The 19,303-nt window shown below is 35.4% G+C and carries 20 protein-coding genes, 1 tRNA gene and 1 pseudogene; 9 read left to right on the top strand and 13 right to left on the bottom strand.

Annotated features, from left to right (window positions below; genetic code table 11):
• Positions 1–8: 8 nt before the first annotated feature.
• The 3 genes from murA to acpP form a co-directional block, all read right to left on the bottom strand.
• On the bottom strand, positions 9–1,286 hold the full coding sequence (gene murA / locus NHG98_RS00735) for a UDP-N-acetylglucosamine 1-carboxyvinyltransferase (protein WP_096617336.1): 1,278 nt from the start codon (positions 1,284–1,286) through the stop codon (positions 9–11).
• A gap of 122 nt (positions 1,287–1,408) precedes the next feature.
• Positions 1,409–2,680, bottom strand: coding sequence for a beta-ketoacyl-ACP synthase II (gene fabF, locus NHG98_RS00730; protein ID WP_096617338.1), 1,272 nt, complete (start codon positions 2,678–2,680; stop codon positions 1,409–1,411).
• Positions 2,681–2,693: 13 nt separating this feature from the next.
• The gene (gene acpP / locus NHG98_RS00725; protein ID WP_096617355.1) at positions 2,694–2,954 is read right to left on the bottom strand and encodes an acyl carrier protein; all 261 of its coding nucleotides are present in this window, start codon (positions 2,952–2,954) and stop codon (positions 2,694–2,696) included.
• Positions 2,955–3,099: 145 nt separating this feature from the next.
• Here acpP and NHG98_RS00720 point away from each other — a divergent pair, with 145 nt between their 5' ends.
• Both NHG98_RS00720 and NHG98_RS00715 read left to right on the top strand, forming a co-directional pair.
• The gene (locus NHG98_RS00720; protein ID WP_096617339.1) at positions 3,100–3,891 is read left to right on the top strand and encodes a polyprenyl synthetase family protein; all 792 of its coding nucleotides are present in this window, start codon (positions 3,100–3,102) and stop codon (positions 3,889–3,891) included.
• Positions 3,884–4,822: an FKBP-type peptidyl-prolyl cis-trans isomerase gene (locus NHG98_RS00715; protein WP_096617341.1), complete on the top strand. Its 939-nt coding sequence runs from the start codon at positions 3,884–3,886 to the stop codon at positions 4,820–4,822. The genes NHG98_RS00720 and NHG98_RS00715 overlap by 8 nt, the downstream gene beginning before the upstream one ends.
• A gap of 65 nt (positions 4,823–4,887) precedes the next feature.
• On the opposite strand, the gene hslU is transcribed toward NHG98_RS00715, so the two are convergent.
• The gene (gene hslU, locus NHG98_RS00710; RefSeq protein ID WP_096617343.1) at positions 4,888–6,378 is read right to left on the bottom strand and encodes an ATP-dependent protease ATPase subunit HslU; all 1,491 of its coding nucleotides are present in this window, start codon (positions 6,376–6,378) and stop codon (positions 4,888–4,890) included.
• Between the two features lies 1 nt (position 6,379).
• Positions 6,380–6,934 carry an ATP-dependent protease subunit HslV gene (gene hslV, locus NHG98_RS00705; RefSeq protein WP_096617344.1) on the bottom strand — a complete coding sequence of 185 codons (555 nt, stop codon included), beginning with the start codon at positions 6,932–6,934 and terminating at the stop codon, positions 6,380–6,382.
• A gap of 115 nt (positions 6,935–7,049) precedes the next feature.
• Between hslV and gshA the strand changes: the two genes are divergently transcribed.
• A complete protein-coding gene (gene gshA, locus NHG98_RS00700) occupies positions 7,050–8,210 on the top strand; it encodes a glutamate--cysteine ligase (protein WP_096617346.1) in 1,161 nt (386 codons plus the stop codon).
• A gap of 3 nt (positions 8,211–8,213) precedes the next feature.
• Here the strand turns inward: gshA and NHG98_RS00695 are convergent, their stop codons facing one another.
• The 3 genes from NHG98_RS00695 to NHG98_RS00685 form a co-directional block, all read right to left on the bottom strand.
• A complete protein-coding gene (locus NHG98_RS00695) occupies positions 8,214–9,035 on the bottom strand; it encodes a hypothetical protein (RefSeq protein WP_096617348.1) in 822 nt (273 codons plus the stop codon).
• A 63-nt stretch (positions 9,036–9,098) separates the two neighbouring features.
• A complete protein-coding gene (hemH, locus tag NHG98_RS00690) occupies positions 9,099–10,031 on the bottom strand; it encodes a ferrochelatase (RefSeq protein WP_096617350.1) in 933 nt (310 codons plus the stop codon).
• A 7-nt stretch (positions 10,032–10,038) separates the two neighbouring features.
• Positions 10,039–10,890: a hypothetical protein gene (locus NHG98_RS00685; protein ID WP_096617352.1), complete on the bottom strand. Its 852-nt coding sequence runs from the start codon at positions 10,888–10,890 to the stop codon at positions 10,039–10,041.
• 113 nt (positions 10,891–11,003) lie between these two features.
• Between NHG98_RS00685 and ndk the strand changes: the two genes are divergently transcribed.
• The 3 genes and pseudogenes from ndk (at position 11,004) to NHG98_RS00670 (ending at position 13,525) form a co-directional block, all read left to right on the top strand.
• On the top strand, positions 11,004–11,423 hold the full coding sequence (gene ndk, locus NHG98_RS00680) for a nucleoside-diphosphate kinase (RefSeq protein WP_096617354.1): 420 nt from the start codon (positions 11,004–11,006) through the stop codon (positions 11,421–11,423).
• Between the two features lie 700 nt (positions 11,424–12,123).
• Positions 12,124–13,044 (top strand): annotated as a pseudogene (locus tag NHG98_RS00675) (IS110 family RNA-guided transposase).
• Positions 13,045–13,369: 325 nt separating this feature from the next.
• Complete coding sequence (locus NHG98_RS00670) at positions 13,370–13,525, top strand: hypothetical protein (RefSeq protein WP_259245436.1); 156 nt, start codon at positions 13,370–13,372, stop codon at positions 13,523–13,525.
• A 138-nt stretch (positions 13,526–13,663) separates the two neighbouring features.
• Here the strand turns inward: NHG98_RS00670 and NHG98_RS00665 are convergent, their stop codons facing one another.
• The 5 genes from NHG98_RS00665 to NHG98_RS06400 all read right to left on the bottom strand — a co-directional run bounded on the left by NHG98_RS00665 (position 13,664) and on the right by NHG98_RS06400 (position 16,936).
• Positions 13,664–14,239, bottom strand: a complete 576-nt coding sequence (locus NHG98_RS00665) for a hypothetical protein (protein ID WP_096617893.1) — start codon at positions 14,237–14,239, stop codon at positions 13,664–13,666.
• A gap of 18 nt (positions 14,240–14,257) precedes the next feature.
• Positions 14,258–14,332, bottom strand: a tRNA-Gln gene (locus NHG98_RS00660).
• Entirely contained in the window at positions 14,323–14,589 is a 267-nt protein-coding gene (gene cutA / locus NHG98_RS00655; protein WP_259245435.1) for a divalent-cation tolerance protein CutA, read from the bottom strand. The genes NHG98_RS00660 and cutA overlap by 10 nt, the downstream gene beginning before the upstream one ends.
• Before the next feature lie 207 nt (positions 14,590–14,796).
• Positions 14,797–14,958 (bottom strand): hypothetical protein, encoded by a 162-nt coding sequence (locus NHG98_RS00650; protein ID WP_259245434.1) that lies wholly within the window; start codon positions 14,956–14,958, stop codon positions 14,797–14,799.
• A 334-nt stretch (positions 14,959–15,292) separates the two neighbouring features.
• Positions 15,293–16,936, bottom strand: a complete 1,644-nt coding sequence (locus tag NHG98_RS06400; RefSeq protein ID WP_310437605.1) for an actin-bundling T4SS effector WalE1 family protein — start codon at positions 16,934–16,936, stop codon at positions 15,293–15,295.
• A 156-nt stretch (positions 16,937–17,092) separates the two neighbouring features.
• Here NHG98_RS06400 and NHG98_RS00635 point away from each other — a divergent pair, with 156 nt between their 5' ends.
• From NHG98_RS00635 to hflC, 3 genes are all read left to right on the top strand, one after another.
• Positions 17,093–17,308, top strand: coding sequence for a hypothetical protein (locus tag NHG98_RS00635; protein WP_096616127.1), 216 nt, complete (start codon positions 17,093–17,095; stop codon positions 17,306–17,308).
• Between the two features lie 83 nt (positions 17,309–17,391).
• Complete coding sequence (gene hflK / locus NHG98_RS00630) at positions 17,392–18,426, top strand: FtsH protease activity modulator HflK (protein ID WP_096616125.1); 1,035 nt, start codon at positions 17,392–17,394, stop codon at positions 18,424–18,426.
• Between the two features lie 2 nt (positions 18,427–18,428).
• Positions 18,429–19,301, top strand: a complete 873-nt coding sequence (hflC, locus tag NHG98_RS00625) for a protease modulator HflC (RefSeq protein WP_096616123.1) — start codon at positions 18,429–18,431, stop codon at positions 19,299–19,301.
• The last annotated feature ends 2 nt before the right edge of the window (positions 19,302–19,303 follow it).

Genomic DNA, 19,303 nt, shown 5'->3' with positions numbered 1-19,303 from the left:
AAATATCCTCAAGATGAAATGGAAATATCAGCTCCACATGAATTAAGTTTTTCATGCATTGCCTCATATCCTCTCCATAAATGATGCGAATTATTTATTGTAGTTTCTCCACCAGCTACCAAAGAAGCAAGTACCAAAGCTGCTGTTGACCTTAAATCAGTGGCACACAGATTAGCTCCAGATAAGCTTTTTATTCCACTTATAGTAGCTTTGCTTTTTTCGATGCTGATATTAGCGCCTAACTTTCTCAATTCATCTACATGTGCAAATCTATTTTCAAAAATGTTCTCTTCAATTACTGATATCCCGTCAGCGATGCACATTGCAGACATCAGTTGTGGTTGCATATCACTGGGAAAGTTGGGGTATGGATCTGTTGCAATGTTAGCAGACCTAATAGAGCAATTTTTTCTGGAAATCATAACCCCCTCATTATATATTTCAACATTAGCCCCTATATCCTTCAATTCATTCACAATACATCTTATATCAGATAGACTTATTCCTTCTAACTCCAACTTACCACCAGTTATTATAGCAGCTAGTGCATAGGTGCCTGCTTCTATGCGATCTGGTATTATTTTATGAACACATCCATTTAATGCTTCAACTCCTGTTATTGTGATCCTTGTATCACTAATCTCAATATTAGCACCCATTTTCTTTAGGAACTCTATTAAATCAAGAACTTCCGGCTCCTTTGCAGCATTGTTTATTATTGTCACTCCTTCTGCAAGTGTTGCTGCCATTATTACATTTTCTGTTGCACCAACGCTTATTTTCTCAAGTATAACTGCTTTTCCTTGTAGCTTTCCTTTCACTGTTGCAATTATATTACAGCCTTCAACTTCAATTTTAGCTCCCATTTCTTCTAATGCTTTGATATGCATATCAACGGGACGCTTTCCAATATTGCACCCACCAGGAAAGACTGTTATGATTTTACCAAATCTACTGAGAATTGGACCTAGCATTAAAAGAGATGCTCGCAGCTTACTTGCAGTTTCGTGTGACATTACGTGATTGTTGATATTACTGCAGTCAATTTGCAAAGTATGATTTGCTTTATAATCTTTATTGCGTGTAAAATTCACTTTCGCTCCAAGACTCTCAAGCAGCTTAGACATTAGATGCACATCAATTAAATCAGGTACATTATGCAAAATTACCGAGAAGCTACTCAATAGACTTGCTGCCATTATTGGTAAAACAGCATTTTTTGAGCCATTAATCTTGATTTTTCCGACCAGAGGTTTATGGTTACTACTGACTAATATTTTGTGCATTTAATTAAGCTAGATCTTACCAAATAAGTATAGTAAATAGACAGTAAAAGGCAAATTACAGATAATATAGCTATCACAGATCATAATGTTCGTACATTTTAGCTATTCAGCAGCAAAATTGATTACACTTGTCCAAAGATGAGCGATGCATTAGTGCCACCAAAACCAAACGAATTAGAAAGTGCATATTGAATTTTATGCTCCTGAGCTTTAAACGGTACAAAATTTAAAGCACATCCTTCTGAAGGTTTATGTAAATTTAAGGTTGGCGGAATAATTCCATTATTTAACGCAAGAATGCTGAATATTGCTTCAACGCTCCCTGCAGCACCAAGTAAATGTCCTATAGAAGATTTAGTTGAAGAAACAGGTATTTTATAAACGTAGTCACCAAATAACTGTTTCATTGCTATTACTTCAATTTTATCTCCAAGTGGCGTTGAAGTTCCATGTGCATTGATATATCCTACTTGATTTGGATTAATTTGCGCACTTTTTAAGGCAAGCTGCATTGCCTTAAATGCGCCTCTTCCTTCTGGCTGTGGTGCTGTAATGTGGTGCGCATCTCCTGTGAGTCCGTACCCAACCAGTTCAGCATGTATTTTTGCCCCCCTTTTTTTTGCATGTTCATATTCCTCCAGCACCAATATACCTGCTCCTTCACCCATAACAAAACCATCGCGTTCTGCATCCCATGGCCTTGAAGCTTCTTCCGGTTTATCATTGAATTTAGTTGATAACGCCTTCATAGACGCAAAACCTGCAATTCCAACTCTACACAGTGCACTTTCTGCTCCACCTGCAATCATAATATCCGCTTCACCAAGTTTTATAGTTCTTGCTGAATTTATGATTGCATGCGCACCTGTTGCACATGCGGTTACTGCTGAATCATTTGGACCTGTAAATTCATATTTAATAGAAATATGGCCAGATATCAAATTTATTAGACTTGCAGGGACAAAAAATGGACTGACATGTCTGGGCCCTTTTTCCTGCATGGTAATAACATTTTCCTGAATTGATGGTAGACCACCTATACCAGAGCCAATAGTCACACCAATACGCTCCCGATTGATATTTTGGCTTTCCAAAATTAATGAGTCACCTATTGCCTGAATAGCTGCTGCAATACCATAATGGATAAAACGATCTGTCCTTTTTGAGTCTTTCTCAGAAATATAACCTACAGGATTAAAGTAATTCTCAATGTTATCGGATTGCACAGGCACCTGCCCTGCAACCTTGCAAGCAAGATCAGAAGAGTCAAATCTATCTGCATTGATTGCTTTTATGCCAGACTCACTTTTTATTAGCCTTGACCAAGTATTATCAACATCTGCAGCTAGTGGAGTGATTAACCCAACACCAGTGACTACTACCCTTCTGCTCATTTAACACTAACTATTAGCCTTTTTTATTATTAATGTACTCAACTATTTGCTCCATAGTTTCCATTTTTTGTGCGTCTTCATCTGGAATTTCTATTCCGAACTCTTCTTCTGCTGCCATGATGATTTCAACTGCATCTAAACTGTCTGCACCATGCTCTGAAAGCTTTGAAGAGCCGTTGAATTTCTCTACATCCTTACTAATGTGCTCTAGTATAATCTTTTTCACTTTCTCTTCTATGTCTTCTCCAGTGCTCTTTGCTAGTTCGCTATTCACATTTCTTACCAAAAAAATAACCTATTCTTTGATGTTATAAAAAATTTTTATGTTTGCAATATCTTTTATAACTGGTAAACTACAGCAAAGTTTTCTACTGCCCTAGCTGGCTAGCGTTACGTGCTAAACAATTAACAATTCAAAAATGCTAGACGAAACAACAAAAAATTTGCTTATTGTAGAAGTAAATAAACTCTTACCCGAAAATAGCGAGAATAAGCTTATATCAGCTATGCGTTATATACTCCTTGCTCCTGCAAAACATATACGATCCTTTTTAGTCGTAGCTTCATCGCGAGTGTTTAACGCAGAAGCTAAAAAAGTAATATCAGTTGCTGCAGCAATTGAATTTGTTCATGCTTACTCTCTAATTCACGATGATTTACCATGCATGGACAACAGTGATACTCGCAGAAGCCAGCTAAGCTGCCATAAAAAATTTGATGAAGCAACAGCGGTGCTTGCCGGAGATGGACTACTTACTCTGGCTTTTGAGGTATTATCTTCGTTAAATGAGAAACGCTGTGAGATCATAAAAGTGCTCTCTCAAGCAATAGGAATTAGGGGAATGGTAGGAGGACAGGTTTTAGATATTGGTGCAGATTTTAACAAAATAAAAGAAATTCATTTGATGAAAACCGCAAAACTATTTGCAGCTTCATGTGAAATAGGTGCTATAATAGGGAATGCTACAGATAAGCAACGTAAAGCGTTATATAACTACGGGATAAACCTAGGGCTTATCTTTCAAGCTAAGGATGATATTAAAGATTACGAACAAGATAAAACAAATAATTTAATGTCTTTACTTGGTAAAAGTGAAGTAGAGGACTATATAGACGCCCTCTTTAAACAAGGCTTGGATAATTTGAGTGCGCTTTCAGGGGATACTAATTATTTATATGATTTATTGAATCAAGTAAGGAAAGATGGTTAGAAAAATTATATTACAAATGCTTATTTCCATAGTAATGATTCTCACTTTAACCTCTGCTTTTATGTTTACTATTGTATATATAAACAAAGGTAAACCGGAAAAAAAGGATAAGCTTTATGAGATAAGTGCCACGCATAGTGGTTTGATACAGACAATAGCACATTATCTAGTGAAGCCAATACTTGAATCAGCACTCGACCGCTATATTGAAAAGCATGGGCTAACAGAATATTTAGAAGAAATGACGCAGCAAAAGGAAGAAGATTCGATAAATTTTTATGAAATTACTGAAGGCAGTGGCAGCAAGGCTTTCTGCGGCCTGGAAGTCCTACTGCAAATATATAAAATTTCTAATAATAGCTTAACAACACCCCCTAGCAAAGTTTCTGATGTTACTTTGAAAATAGGTCAAGATGACCTAAAAGAAGTGGGTTTAGGGGTGATAGGTATGAAAGAAGGCGGAGAGCGTGTAGTTACTATTGCCAATGATAACAAAGTGAATTTTAATTCTTATTACGTCAAACTGATCGAAGTAAAGGATAAATATCCCGACTCAGTGAATAATCTGATGGTTTTTAATGACTTAATTAACAAGACTGGAAAACAAGTAAGGTGCGGTGATGAGATATCAGTTAAATATAGTGTAAAGGAGCATAATGGGGAATATATAGTTAAAGATCAAACAGTGCAATTTAGGGTTGGCGATAAAAAAATACCACTTGCTATAGAGCTTGGAGTTGTGGGAATGAGAGCTGGTAATAAAAGAACTATTCTTTCTCCGCCTGACCTTTTGACTATTACTGACGATATGTTAATAAAAGGCATAGATTATGATGAAGAAAATATCTCAATAATTGACTTAAGCTTAGATATTAAGCAAGAGGTCGCAGCACACCATTCTACTGTTGAAAAACGTCCTAAAGAACTATAGCTGAAATTTTAGGCTTACTGGCTGATCTTCTGAATACTCTCTATACTACTTAAAGTAGGTTTTTCCTAAAGTATAAACTTAGATAAATCAAGCTGCTTCGAAATTGACTCAAGTTTATCTTTTACATACTTGCTGTCTATAATGAATTTTTCGCTATTTTTCTCAGAAGCAGTGAAACTTATTTCATCTAAAAGCTTCTCCATGATAGTGTGAAGCCTTCTTGCGCCTATATTTTCCACTTGCCTATTAACTGTAAACGCTATTTCAGCTATGGTTTTTATACCATCATTAGTGAACTCAAGCGTCACATTTTCTGTTTTCATTAAAGCTATGTACTGCTTTAACAAACTAGATTCTGGTTCCTTTAATATTCTTATTAAATCTTCTTGAGTAAGTGCCTTAAGTTCTACCCTGATCGGTAATCTGCCCTGTAATTCCGGTAAGAGGTCAGATGGTTTAGACTGATGAAAAGCACCAGATGCAATAAATAATATATAGTCTGTTTTTACATGGCCATACTTAGTTGTAACAGTTGTTCCTTCAAGTAGTGGTAACAGATCGCGTTGCACTCCTTCTCTGTTTACTTCACCTTTTACTTCTGTACGCGCTGCAATTTTGTCTATTTCATCCAAAAATACTATACCGTCATTACTAACAAGATCAATGGCTTCTTTGATTATCTTATCTTCATCCATTAGCCTTTCACTTTCTTCATTAATTAATATTTCACGCGCTTCTTTTACCTTCACCGTAATAGTTTTTGTTTTTTTGCTCCCGTTAAACATCTTGCCCACTATTTCTGTTACATTCATCACACCAACTTGCCCACCTGGCATGCCTGGTATATCGAAAGTAGGTAACATACTCTTGCTCTCTCTGACGTTAATAGAAACTTCTCCGTCCTCAAACTCTTTATTCCTCAACCTTTCTCTAAAATTTTTTTTACTCTCTTCGGTTGCATTTTCGCCTACCATAGAGTTTACTATTGTTTTCTCAGCTAAAATTAAAGCCTTTTTAGCTAAGGCTTTACGGGCTTTCTCTTTAACTAAAACTATTGCTACATCAACTAAATCACGTATTATCGAATCAACGTCACGTCCAACGTATCCTATTTCAGTAAACTTCGTTGCCTCAATTTTTATGAACGGTGCACCGGCAAGTTTTGCTAAGCGGCGAGCTATTTCAGTTTTACCAACCCCTGTATGACCGATCATCAATATATTTTTAGGTATGATTTCATCACGCAATGGAAATGGAACCTGATTGCGACGCCAACGATTTCTGAGCGCAATAGCCACAGCACGCTTTGCATCATCCTGTCCGATTATGAATCTATCTAATTCTTTAACTATCTTCTGTGGTGGTAGGTCATCTAACAAAACTTGAGTGCTGTCATTAACTTGAATATCACTGTCATTTGAATCAAAACCACTCTTAGTATCTTTATAGAGGTCATTTTTTTCATCATAGGTGTCACTACTACAAGACTGCCCTTCTGAAAGGGTTATAGGATGATTGGAAAAATTAGTGCACAAAGTTTTTTGCTTGGAAGACATATCACTCCTCTATCTTTTCAATAACTACATTATGATTTGTATAAACACATATATCGCCAGCTATCTTCATAGCCTTTTTTGCAATCTCTTCTATTGATATTCCTTTAATGTCAATTAAAGCTCTTGCTGCAGATAGAGCAAAATTTCCCCCAGAGCCAATAGCTGCGATTCCATCTTCAGGTTCAAGAACATCACCTGTTCCCGTAATTACTAATGAAATAGATTTATCTGCAACAATCATCATAGCTTCTAATTTCCTCAGATATTTATCCATTCTCCAGTCTTTTGCAAGTTCAACACATGCTCTCATTAATTGCCCTGGGTGCTTGTCAAGTTTAGATTCTAGTCTTTCAAAGAGAGTAAATGCATCGGCTGTTGCTCCAGCAAAACCGGCAATTACAGAATCACCAGAAAGACGCCTAACTTTTTTTGCTCCGGATTTTATAACAGTGTGGCCCAGTGAAACCTGTCCATCACCTATTACTACTACGCTTTTATCTTTTCTAATTGACAGTATAGTAGTTCCATACATTTTATTGTTATCGTGTTGAATCATTTTTCTATCACTTCAAATAAGAATCTCATTATACTTTAATCTTTAGTCAAATTTGCTAAATATGTTTAATTATAGCTTATAATATAATACCTTCCTTATAACATTTAAAGTGTAGATGCAAAACATAATTCACCCAGATTTGGAAAAAAGTATAAATAATTGGTTTGAGGCAAAATTTAACGGCCTTACATTGCCATTTTATAGCTCTATAGATCTTAGAAACTCCAGCTACAAAATTGCCCCAGTGGACGCTAATTTATTTCCTGCAGGATTCAACAATCTAAGTGAAACATCAAGAGCAACAGCAGCAAAACTAATAAAAAGTTATTTTGAAACAAAACAACATAAAAAGACTCTTATAATACCGGAGAATTACACACGAAATAAAATGTATATAGAAAACGTATTTGTTATAGAGAAAGTACTGCAGCTCGCAGGTTTTGAAACTAGAATTGGCCTCTTTCACAACGAAGCATATAATTTAATAGAACCATATGAAACTATCGTGAAAGAAAACTCTCGGCTAAAGACAACTTCAGGATTTGTGCCTGATGTTATTATACTGAATCGTGATATGACGAGCCACATTCCAGACACGCTAAAAGACGTAAAGCAAGATATAGTACCAAGCCCACTATACGGTTGGCATAGCAGACAGAAATTTAAGTATTTTGAAATTTATCAAGAATTAGTGTCCGAATTTTGTGGCGAATTTAAAATGGACCCATGGCTTATTTCTGTGCTTACAGAAAGCTGTAATGGAGTTGACTTTAATGATGATTCATCACTAGGAGCAGTAGCGACTAAAGTTGACCAAATATTATCTCTAGTGCAAAAAAAATATGAGGAATATGAAATAAAAACACAACCTTACGTTTTTATCAAAGCAAGCAATGGCACATATGGGATGGGCATTATAACAGCAACAAGTGGAGAGGAAATATTAAATCTCAATAAAAAAAAGCGTCATAAAATGAAAAAGATAAAAGAAGGAATAGCAATCAATAGCGTTATTATACAAGAAGGTGTACCAACCATTGACATATTTAAAAGCAGTTCTGCAGAACCGCTAATATACTATATAGGAGATACTCCAACATGTTACTTATACCGATGTAATAGCAGGAAAGATGTATATTCTAGCTTGAATGCCACTGACTGTGAGTTTCATGATGTTAGCCAGGTTGTGGAAGGTAAAATTCTGTCACTTTGGAGTATTGTTGGCAAATTAGCAGTACTAGCGTTGGCAGTAGAAATAAAATCTTTTCACCTCTAACCCTTATATTCCCACAGCATTACCATCGGGCAGATCATTACCATCATTACCGTGCTGAATATGGTTATGGCCAGCACTATCAAGTTCAGTGGAAGGATCATCATTGACAGGTTGTTGAAACAATTTTTCAAGCTGAACTGCCAGAAATACTGTACTATATATTATGCTAACTGTTACGCTTAAGTTGAAATTATAGATTATACCATTACCTAAGTTTATTGGTATGGTTGCAGTCTCCATTCTTTTTAATATGAAGTTTAACAAACCTAATGACAAAGTTAATGTGCTGATAATAAGGTCCTTCTTACACTCAGCAGACTTTTCAGGATCCTTATTATCTAGGTATTTTCTCCATGAATAATAGCAGCTTATAGGTTCCGAAATAAACAGAAATAGGATCGTTGATGTTAAGTGAATGTGACTTATTACGTCTGCATTACCCTTAGTAAAAAAATGGATGACTTTCAACATCATCAATGCTTCTATGATGCTGCTTGCAAGATTAGCCGATTTACCCACAACTTTTGCCAGCTCTTTTTTACTCTCAGGGTTTCTGTAATCCTTAATTAGATCCTGTAGAATAAAAGCAGAATGGGCAATATATAGAATAGATGTCGGAAACTTTACTAGTCGAGCAACATTCTGTATAAGAAAGATATTGGATCTATTATTGTCAATGAACTCGCAGCAAAATTGCAGTGAAATCTTACACAATAGGGCTGTTAAACCTGTTGTGATGCAGATTACCTTCCTGAAATCATGATCATAAATATCATGCACCTTTTGTGCGAGTATATTAGATTTCTTTTTTAGCTTGTTTGGCATGAAATAGTTAATAAAGTAATAATTCCCTTTTATTCTATCACATAAAAGCCTTAAAGAAAAGCCCTATAAATCAGCTAAGCATTTAATAAACAAGGGATCGGTACTGAGAGTTGGTACGCGAAAATAATATCCATTCTTGATAATTGCTTTATATTCTATATCAAGTTCAACTAGAGTTTCTGAGTGCTCAGAAACAAAAGATATAGGTGATAAAACTACAGGTACACCATCAGCTTTTGTACGTGATAGCTCACTTTCAGTGCTTGGCTCTAGCCATTTTACAGGACCAATCTTACTCTGATAACATATTGACCAATCTAAGTTATTGATAGCTAACTTTTCTACTATTAACTCTACGCTTCTTTCTACCTGTGAAGCGTAAGGGTCACCTTTTTTAATAACGCTAAGGGGCAAGCTATGAGCTGAAAATAGAACTCTTGGCTTACCAATCCTGCTGGCTAATTTGTAGTACTTGGCTATCAAGTTAGCATGAGCCTCAATAAAGTCTTCATTGTCATAATAATGATAAATTATTTTTGTATTGCATTTTAGGTCATGCTTTTTAGCATTTTTTTGCCAATTTTCGATGGATGACAAAGTTGTGGTAGTTGAATATTGAGGGTATAGTGGCAGCAAAATTACTTCATCAGGATCAAACTGTTTTACACTTTTAACAACTTCGTCAGCAAATGGATGCCAATAGCGCATGCAAATGAATACCTTGTGTACATGGTTTCTATCTTCATTTAATTTTAGTTCTAAAGCATCAGCTTGCGCTTTCGTATTATCCAAAATCGGCGATTTACCTCCAATTTCCTCGTATATTTTTCGCGCAGTATTTTCTCGTTTCGCAGATATAAACTTTGCTAAAAGAAACCGAAAAGGGTTTGGTAGACTTATTATTCTTCTGTCATAAAAAAGGTTGAATAAAAAAGGACGGACCGTATTCAGTGAATCAGGGCCACCAAGGTTAAATAAAATGACAGCCTTTTTCACCTACGCGCTACTGACAACAAGTTACTTCTGGGGTGCCTATAAAACTAGCTACACACTCATCAAATTTAGTTATAGGCACTAAATTTCTCACACTTGCATACAATAAATGGCCTGATCTCTGCAGGTTACTCTTGGTGGATGTGAAGCTCCAATCGAAAAATGTATCGACAAAAAGACTTGGTACCGTTTCAAGAAGTTCAACAGCAGCTAAAGATAACATTATACAACTTTGCAGGACCTTCAGAAGAGCCTTGAGGAGAAAAAGTAAAATTTTAACGAAAAGAGAGGTGCTACTTGTTTCATCCAGTAGTCGCCCTGAGTTAGGCGAATTATACTCGGTGTGTTTTCTATTTTGATCAAAGATAGGAAATTTTATAGTATCTTTCTTAAATTCCACGTCTATTTCTTTTCTACTGTGGTCAGTAATTTTTTCTAGTAACCACTCACGCCCATGCCAAGTTCTTACAACAAAACATGTAGCAACCATCAACGCAGCGCATATAAGTGTGCATTGCATGAGGCTCATACTGCCTAGCATAGCTGGCAGTGCAAAACAAACAAATGGCACTATGGTAGCCATTTCAAGAAATGGAATAGCGTTTTTTTTCATTGCAAAAGCAGCACCTTTTTCTAGCTCCGTGTATTGATCGTTATTTTTTTCTTGCTTTTGTAGAATATAGCCACACATACCATATTCTAAATAACTTAAAAAAGCCAAATTAAAAGTTAAAAACCCTTTTGTTCCACAAAAAATTGACGATTTCAAGTTATTGGCCAATTTTTTAGCAGTAGATTCAGCTTGTTTTTTAGTGGTAGGCTCAACTTGTTTGGTAGTGTTATTTTTACAACATTTACCCATACAATACCTCTTTGATGGTTTATCCTTAACTATAAATAAAAAACTACTTTTATCAAATCAAAATTTACAATAAAGTAAATCCATAAATATACTATTTTATATAAGGAAATAATATGGCAATTGAGAGAACACTTTCGATATTAAAACCTGATGCAGTAAAAAATAATATTACAGGCAAGATAAATTCATACATTGAAAGCTCTGGGCTCAAAATCATAGCACAAAAAATGATGTTACTGACAAAAAAACAAGCAGAGCTGTTTTATGAAATTCATAAAGATAGGTCTTTTTTTGGGGAATTGGTAGAGTTTATGACTTCTGGTCCTGTGATAGTTCAAGTTTTAGTTGGTGAAAATGCAGTAAGTAAATACAGACAAATCATGGGAGCTACCGATCCAAAGCAGGCAGAGAAAGGTACAATCAGGGGTGATTTTGCTGATGACATTAGTGAAAATAGAGTTCACGGCTCGGATAGTCTAGAAAATGCTCGTAAGGAGATAGCTTTCTTTTTTGCTGAACATGAGTTGGTGTAGTCAACTCAGATTTTCCTATATATAACTAAATTTTCTGGATCCTATGTCAAGCATACATCTGTACGAACGTTGTAATTAACAGGTGGCAAGTGGCATCATGCAAGTAGCTGACAACATAGAAACGAAAAAACTTACTTGACAAACTCCGCCAGCCCCCTTATTATGATAATAAGGGTATTTGTGACTCAAAACTTGTTTTTGACCTGCAGGCTCAATGACAAAATTCAGTAAAAAACTCAGAGTATTTATTGGCGGATTACATAAAATTATAGCGGCTGCATGTCTTTTTTATTTTTTCTACATTCAGCCAAATCGCGCTTATTTTAAGCGTTAGCACATTATTACAGCGCCACTTACAGTAATATAGAGTCAAAACTCGCTACTCGGGGCTTCTTTTGCCTTTTTTTTATTTGGTAAATTTCTTAAACATTTATAGCTAAACGACAACCGTCATCCCGCTACGTGTTAGCACCGCGGCGGTTGTAAGTTAAAAATATGTTATAAAAGAAACAAGAGGGAAGATAACTCTACTCACTATAGGAATAGAGCTATCACGGGCGTGTGCGCGGCGTTGGTGTTATAACAACCGTCTATATCAAGGTACACTAGCCCTATCCCTCGATACGTTTGAATAGTTGCATGGGACATATGTATGCACCCGTTTACAATCTTAAATCAATAAACTATCGAGGTTGTTAATATGGTTACATCTTATCAAAACTTTATTGGTATTGACATCGGAAAATTTAAAAATGTTGTTGCGGTTCACACACAGAAGAGTGTTGTCGAATTTGATAATAATGCTTCTGGTTGGCAACAATTGTTTAAAAAGTTTTCAGGTATCTTACCTAATTCTTTAGTAACTTTAGAAAATACAGGAAAATATGAGCTTGGTTTATCGCATTTTCTTATTGACAAGAATATCGCTGTACATCGAGCTAATACCCGTAAAGTAAAAAGCTTTATCTTGTCTCACGGAACTTTAGCAAAGTCTGATAAATCAGATGCAATGGCTCTTGCTCAGTATGCGCCATAGAACTCTTTCTCCCTACTTCTAAAGAACAATCAACTTTGATTGCACTTTGTCAACGTCGTGATGACCTTACACAAATGAGAGCCCAAGAGAAATGTAGGTTGGAAGCACCTGAAAATGACTACACAAAAAAAAGTTGCCAAAAAACCATTGACTTTTTTAACAGTCAGATAAATAAGCTCAATAATGCCATACAAAAAATCATTGATAAAAATCTAGAGTTACAGAAGCGCCAAAAAATTCTGAGAACAGTGCCAGGAATAGGTCCAAAGTTATCACAAGATTTTGTGTGTCTGATGCCGGAGCTTGGCTACTTAAACAGAAAAGAAGTAGCAAGTCTTGCTGGAGTTGCACCGCATCCAAAAGAAAGTGGAAAAGCTATTGGTTATCGAAGAATAACAGGCGGTAGAAGCAATGTTCGTACTAAGCTTTTTACGGCTGCAATGGCTGCTGCAAAGTCCAAATCTGCACTTGGTGCCTTTTATTCCAAGCTCATTGAAAGTGGTAAGAAGAAGATGGTAAGCTCTAATGCGTAAAATTATGGTTATTGCTAATGCCAGGCTTAAAGAAGCAGTTAATGTGAATTAAAAAATCTGCATAGAAAATAAGTTAACGAATATGTGCGTCCACACACACTTAAAGCACATATTCGTTAACCATAAAATCTAAGCAGTAACTGTTGTTTGATATAAAATTTTTCTATGATAAATTAGGGTGTTTATTGTCAAAAATGCATTTTCTAATTGAATAAAAATACAAAATTATAAACAAGAGTTGTAATAAAACTAAATTCAAAAAATTTAAAAAAAACATAGTTGATATAGTAACTCATCATTCCGCTACTTGTTAGCGGGATCTGCTGTGGCGACATAAACTCAAATCATTTCAAATTTCAATCCAAAGAGGTATCATTATGTCAAACAACTTCAATTTTAAAGAATTTTTTAACCACTATGAAACAAATAGTACGTCAGATGATATACAAAGGTATTATTTGCTGTGGAAATCAGTAATAGCGCAGGCAATGACTGATGCAGCAAGTCACTGCAAAAAACAGAAAGCTTGGTAGAAAAACGTAAGGCGATTTCTTGGTTGTCAGACTTTAGTCAAGATTTTGTGCACACATGTATATTGGCTGACTGTGATCCGGTATACGTAAAAAACAAAATACAGCCAATTTTAAAAAGCCTTACTAGATAAAGCCCTTTTAATGAGGTTTACTCCTTTTACCGAAAAAAATATCATGCAATCTCCTATCTATAGTTTCCTCTATATCTTTGATTAATAGCTGCTTTATCATGTTTACTTTCCGCTTTGCATCTTGAGCGTGATGCTCACTGTTATTGCTGTAATTATTCTTATCACTATAACTACTGCCACTTGGTTTACTACTGTTACTGGATTCATTACCCTTTTTTCTTCTTGTTATTATGAACTTGAGTATCTGCACTATCTTTTCCTTTAAAAAAGACTTCCAACCTGTGCTAAGGAACAACTTATAGAGAAAATGCGGAGTAAGGAATGCTACTAATACTCGAATAGAAATTCCGTAACCGAGGTCTTCCCTATTTTCATAATACCACTTGCAATATTGAAATAAATGGTAAAACGCATTTTTGAAAGAGCAAAATTCTACAGCATACCAAAAACCATTGCTGAGAAACATGAGCACAATGCTGAACGTGTAAAGATACATTGTGCAGAGAAACAGTTTCACAATTATATCTTTTAGACTACCTAATATATAATTCAATAATCTTAATTTATAGAAAAGTGATATCATTTCACACCCACTTCAATATGGCTGGGGTGGAAGGATTCGAACCTTCGCGTGGCGGTATCAAAAACCGCTGCCTTACCACTTGGCTACACCCCAATACTACTTACATCAATAACACTATTAGCCCAATTAGTAAAAGATTTATTTGCTTTTTCTATGGGCATCACAGCAATAGCTGGCTGATCATAAGAATGCATTGCTTCGATTTTTTCTACAATTTTATCAATTTGATCATTCCTGCTCTTCATAATTGCCACTGCTTCACAACTATTACTAATTTTACCTTCCCATAAATACAGAGAATTCACTTCGGGAAATATATTTACACATACAATTAATTTCTCGTTTAACAATTCTTCAGAAATAGTTTTAACCTCATTTAAATTTGAAAAAGTTGAAAACTAAATTATTCATTAGAATCTACATAAATACATTGCTACTATATTCCACTCAGGTTTATTCATCAAGAGAAAATAGATGAGATTTTTCTGTTATTCCAGCACTCTCTTCTGTCATTCCAGTATCTCCTTCCTCTGTCATTCCAGTGCTTCCTTCCCCTGTCATCCCAGTGCGTGACACTGGGATCCAGGAATTTTACTAAGTTGGTAAACATGAAAGTGGCTAACATTTTTTAAAACACAGCGTTCTCGATGGGATTGCGTGAAATGGCTAGATCCCAGTGTCACGCACTGGGATGACAAGAGGGGGTATTGGGATGACAAAAAAAGGAGGCTACCGGGATGGCAAGGAAGGAGCAGTAGGATGACGCCTCACCATGTCATTCCAGCGCGTGACGGTGGAATCCAGCCTTTTCATAATCATCAAAATGTTGTATTTTAACATAAAACGGCTACTTTTAGGCTTCCCAACTTAATAAAATTCCTGGATCCAAGTAGTCAAGGCACTGGAATGACACCTTCCCTAGTGAAGAAATCACAATGTTCATACGGTTGTACGCGTACCGCTGGGATCTAGGAATTTTCTATAGTTTAAAAACAAAAAAAGGACGTTACTCATTGAGTAACATCCTTTTGGAGAAGGTAGAAGTTTTACTTATTACACTGTTCCTGGAGTTGCTGTAGCTCTTGAGTGGACAGGTTCTGCACTAGGTTGATCTAGAGATGCGCGTCGTTTTGCCAACTTTTCTTCGAGTTCTCTGTCAAATTCTTCTTTTAAAGGAAGAACTTGTTTTCTTGTTGGCGTAGAAGAACCAGAACCTATTCCACTATCAGTAGAATTACTGTGAGTTAGAGTTCCTTTATCCGGTAATGTAGTAACAGCATCGTACCAGACCTCATTATCCACCCTAATAGGATTACTGCCAAACTCTTCACTGAGAGAATTCTGTGAAGATGCATTCAACTCATTCAAGTTAGTCAATGAGGCACTTCTAGTTGGTACTTCTGGAGTTCCTACCCTAGTAAGGTTGCCAGTACTACCACGTTGTGCAACTCCTGGTCTTCCTCCTATTGTTGCAGTTTTATTAGTATTCTCAATTGGAGTAGGAGTATCAACGTAAAAAGCGCTCTCCCCTACTTGTCTAGACGACGTGTCTGGTTTAGAAAAAGCTTGATACTTAATGTCAGTAGCTTCTTTCAGTGGTTCATTTCTCTTAAACCTTGAGAAGAAACCTGAAGATTGTTTTACTTTTTTATGCTTCGCAGGATTTAATAATTCCGCTTCGCTGCTAATAGTACTGTCAGTCCTTACAGAATCTAGTGAACTCATTGAACTGCTTTCTGATAAACTGCTAGTTGATTGTGTAGAGTCTTTTCTTCCTAGTGAAGACAATGATGACGATATAGACCTAGTAAAACTTTTGAAAGAAGGCCTGTCAGCTCTTTTCTCAGCTTTGTTGAACATATTGCTTACGCTTGAATACAAATGACTTTCTTTACATTCTTTAATAACCTCCTTAATTTCATCGTGATGTTCAGAGAAAACACTATCGATGAAATAACTACCTTTAGGTAATGACCTTTGTGTTAACAAGCTATGCAAGCTTTTTTTATTTAAATTATTAATGAATTCTTTCTGTACTTGCCACTTAGGAGTATACTCTTCCCATCCTGATTTTGCCTCCTCTGCTATTTTTAAATCAATTTTTGACGATATTCCAGAAAGTATATTTTTCACTAACCCAGAATTATTTCCTTTATCAGCAAAAATTGCTTTCATATCATTTTTTATTTCGTCAGATTTCTTAATTTCATCTGGAGCAAATCTTTTTATCTTATCCAAATAGTCTGTCTCACCAGATGCCTTATGGAACTTATTTGCCACTCCTTCGCCTACAAAACTAGCACCTCTCTTCAGTGAATCTACTGTATTTTCATAACCTTCTTTCACCTTATCTTTAGCATGTACAGCACCATCTTTAATTTTTCCTCCAATATACTTCGCCCCATCAACTGTTTTTTCTGCTGACCATTTGAGCCCTTTGAATGTGTATTCAACTGCTTTCACAGCAAAAAATAGAGTAAGGGCAACTATTGCACCTGTTGCAGCAAAGGGTAAAGCAGCTGCCACAAATAGAACTAATGGACCAACCATCATACCTACTGCACCTACTGCAATCATTTTCTCTTTTGCAGACCAGTTAGAGAAATTTTTTATATCTTTTAGTTTATCCTGCACAGTTTCCATGAAAGTGGAATTTTTTTTAACAGGACTTGAATTTGTTTGTTCACTGACTAACATTTTAAACCTCACTATTAATTAAATATATTCATATTGTACACCCTCGATTCTTAAGTTAGTGTTAATTTGGCTGTTAATGTTCATTTGTCTTTGAATAATTCTGCTTGACGTGTTTTTTGATAGTGTGGAAAATTAGGTCAAGAAGTTGCAGCATTTATGAGATATAGAAAAAGGACTCTCATCTTTTTGGCTGTTATAACTTTAATAATAATAGCTTTACTATTTAGGTATAATTCCCATTTTCACGAAGACGTAGTGCACTTAAAGAGTGACAATAAAGAATTCAAAAAAAAGCCAGAAAATTCTATAGAGTCGACCATACTACATAGAGAAAAGGAAGTGTATGATCATGTTTTTCACCCTGACAATTAATTTGTAAATGAAATAGTAATTTATATTTGCATTTTCTTATTTAAATAAGTAATATTAACGCATTAATTATAGAATCAACCATTATGTTTGATGATAATAATCCTTGGAATTTGGGAAAGAAACCGGTAGGGAGCAAAACTCCCAATAATGAAGATATTTTAAGTAAAGCTGTATCTGATGTAAGGTTCTTTCTGAATGGATTAACCAGAAACAGGGGCAAAAAACCTTATTTCATCATTTTTATTATTTTGCTGTTCTATGCTTGCACTGGCTTTTATATTGTCCACCCTAGTGAGGAAAGTATAGAACTTATCTTTGGTAAATATTCTAATACAGAAACACCTGGTTTGCGTTATCACTTCCCCTACCCTATTGGCAAGGTTTTTAAAGTGAACGTTAAGGAAGTAAATCGTGAAGAAATTGGGGTAAGTAGTTCTTATGGGCGAGATACAGATCGCGGTGAAGGTGTGATGCTAACTGGAGATGAAAATATAGTCAACGTTAACTTCGAGGTTCAGTGGCGCGTTAGAGATGCTAAGGACTATTTATTCAAAGTGCGGGATTACAAACCCGGTTTCAGTGTTAAAAATGCTGCTGAAAGTGCCATGAGAGAAATAATAGGTAAAAACACGATCTCTTTTGCACTTGGTCAAGGCAGACCAGAAATTTCTAGAGATACTAGAATTCTATTGCAGCAGATTCTTGATGGATACCAAATGGGCATAGAGATTTTATCTGTTCAAATGAAAAAAATTGATCCACCAGAAAAAGTAATCAGTTCGTTTAGAGATGTACAAAGTGCTCGTGCAGACAAAGAGCGTACTATAAACGAAGCATATGCTTATAATAACGATATTATACCTCGAGCAAAGGGTGAAGCGATAAAGATAAAATTAGATGCAGAGGCATATGAGAATGAAGTAATAAATGAAGCAAAAGGTAATGCAAATCGCTTTTTATCTCTTTATGAGGAATATAGACAGAATCCTTCTCTCGTTAAGAATCGTATTTATCTTGAAACTATGGAAAATATTTTCAGTAAGGTAGACAAAGTTGTTGTAACTGATGATCTGAAAGGTATGTTTTCTTATTTACCTCTTACAAATTTAGGGAAATAACCATGAGTAGTAATATTAAAATTGTTTTTGTTTCTGTATTTGTTGTTTTATTGATTGTTTTATTTAACTCAATATTTGTTGTGCAAGAAACAAAGCAAGCGATAGTTATACAACTCGGTAAAGTTGTAAGAGATGTTAGGGAAAGTGGCTTATATTTTAAGTTACCATTCATAAATAGTGTAGAGTTTCTTGATAAAAGAGTTTTAGATTTAAATCCTGATAAGATCCCAAGGGAAGTGATAACAGCGGATCAAAAACGTATTATAGTAGATGCGTATGCAAAATATAAAATAACAAATCCTGTTACTTTTTACCAAGCTGTGAGAAATGAATCAGGGCTGGTTAGAAGATTGTATCCGGTTATAGAAGCACACATAAGAGAAAATATAGGCAGATTTTCGTTGATTAGTTTGTTGAACGAAAAAAGATCAGAGGTTATGCAATTGATTCAGCGTGGAGTTTATTCTGAAGCTGAAAAATTTGGCATAGAAATAATAGACGTAAGAATTAAGAGAGCCGATTTACCAGAAGAAAATAGTTCTGCAATATTTCGCCGTATGCAAACTGAAAGGGAAAAAGAAGCAAAAGAAATTAGAGCAGAAGGAGAGCAAGCTGGGCAGGAAGTTAGATCAAAAGCTGATAAATTAAAAAGGGAAATTATCTCCAGTGCAGTAAAAGAATCATATGAAATAAGGGGCCGTGGTTATGCTGAAGCAACTAGAATTTATAATGAGGCATTTAAGGTTGATGAAGAGTTTTTTAACTTTTATCGCTCTATGAGCGCTTACAGCAAATCATTTGCCGAAAATAATACTAAATTTGTACTTTCACCAAACAATAACTTTTTAGACATTTTAAACAAAGGATGGAAATAACT

The sequence above is a fragment of the Wolbachia endosymbiont of Aedes albopictus genome (assembly GCF_024804185.1).
Taxonomy (GTDB): domain Bacteria; phylum Pseudomonadota; class Alphaproteobacteria; order Rickettsiales; family Anaplasmataceae; genus Wolbachia; species Wolbachia pipientis_B.
This window is presented reverse-complemented; position numbering and strand designations above follow the sequence as displayed.

Bases quoted from the DNA above. Each gene is read 5' to 3' on its own strand.
- murA (WP_096617336.1), bottom strand. From the start codon at position 1,286: ATGCACAAAATATTAGTCAGTAGTAACCATAAACCTCTGGTCGGAAAA.
- fabF (WP_096617338.1), bottom strand. From the start codon at position 2,680: ATGAGCAGAAGGGTAGTAGTCACTGGTGTTGGGTTAATCACTCCACTA.
- NHG98_RS00720 (WP_096617339.1), top strand. From the start codon at position 3,100: ATGCTAGACGAAACAACAAAAAATTTGCTTATTGTAGAAGTAAATAAA.
- NHG98_RS00715 (WP_096617341.1), top strand. From the start codon at position 3,884: ATGGTTAGAAAAATTATATTACAAATGCTTATTTCCATAGTAATGATT.
- hslU (WP_096617343.1), bottom strand. From the start codon at position 6,378: ATGTCTTCCAAGCAAAAAACTTTGTGCACTAATTTTTCCAATCATCCT.
- hslV (WP_096617344.1), bottom strand. From the start codon at position 6,934: ATGATTCAACACGATAACAATAAAATGTATGGAACTACTATACTGTCA.
- gshA (WP_096617346.1), top strand. From the start codon at position 7,050: ATGCAAAACATAATTCACCCAGATTTGGAAAAAAGTATAAATAATTGG.
- NHG98_RS00695 (WP_096617348.1), bottom strand. From the start codon at position 9,035: ATGCCAAACAAGCTAAAAAAGAAATCTAATATACTCGCACAAAAGGTG.
- NHG98_RS00685 (WP_096617352.1), bottom strand. From the start codon at position 10,890: ATGGGTAAATGTTGTAAAAATAACACTACCAAACAAGTTGAGCCTACC.
- ndk (WP_096617354.1), top strand. From the start codon at position 11,004: ATGGCAATTGAGAGAACACTTTCGATATTAAAACCTGATGCAGTAAAA.
- NHG98_RS00670 (WP_259245436.1), top strand. From the start codon at position 13,370: ATGTCAAACAACTTCAATTTTAAAGAATTTTTTAACCACTATGAAACA.
- NHG98_RS00665 (WP_096617893.1), bottom strand. From the start codon at position 14,239: ATGATATCACTTTTCTATAAATTAAGATTATTGAATTATATATTAGGT.
- NHG98_RS06400 (WP_310437605.1), bottom strand. From the start codon at position 16,936: ATGTTAGTCAGTGAACAAACAAATTCAAGTCCTGTTAAAAAAAATTCC.
- NHG98_RS00635 (WP_096616127.1), top strand. From the start codon at position 17,093: ATGAGATATAGAAAAAGGACTCTCATCTTTTTGGCTGTTATAACTTTA.
- hflK (WP_096616125.1), top strand. From the start codon at position 17,392: ATGTTTGATGATAATAATCCTTGGAATTTGGGAAAGAAACCGGTAGGG.
- hflC (WP_096616123.1), top strand. From the start codon at position 18,429: ATGAGTAGTAATATTAAAATTGTTTTTGTTTCTGTATTTGTTGTTTTA.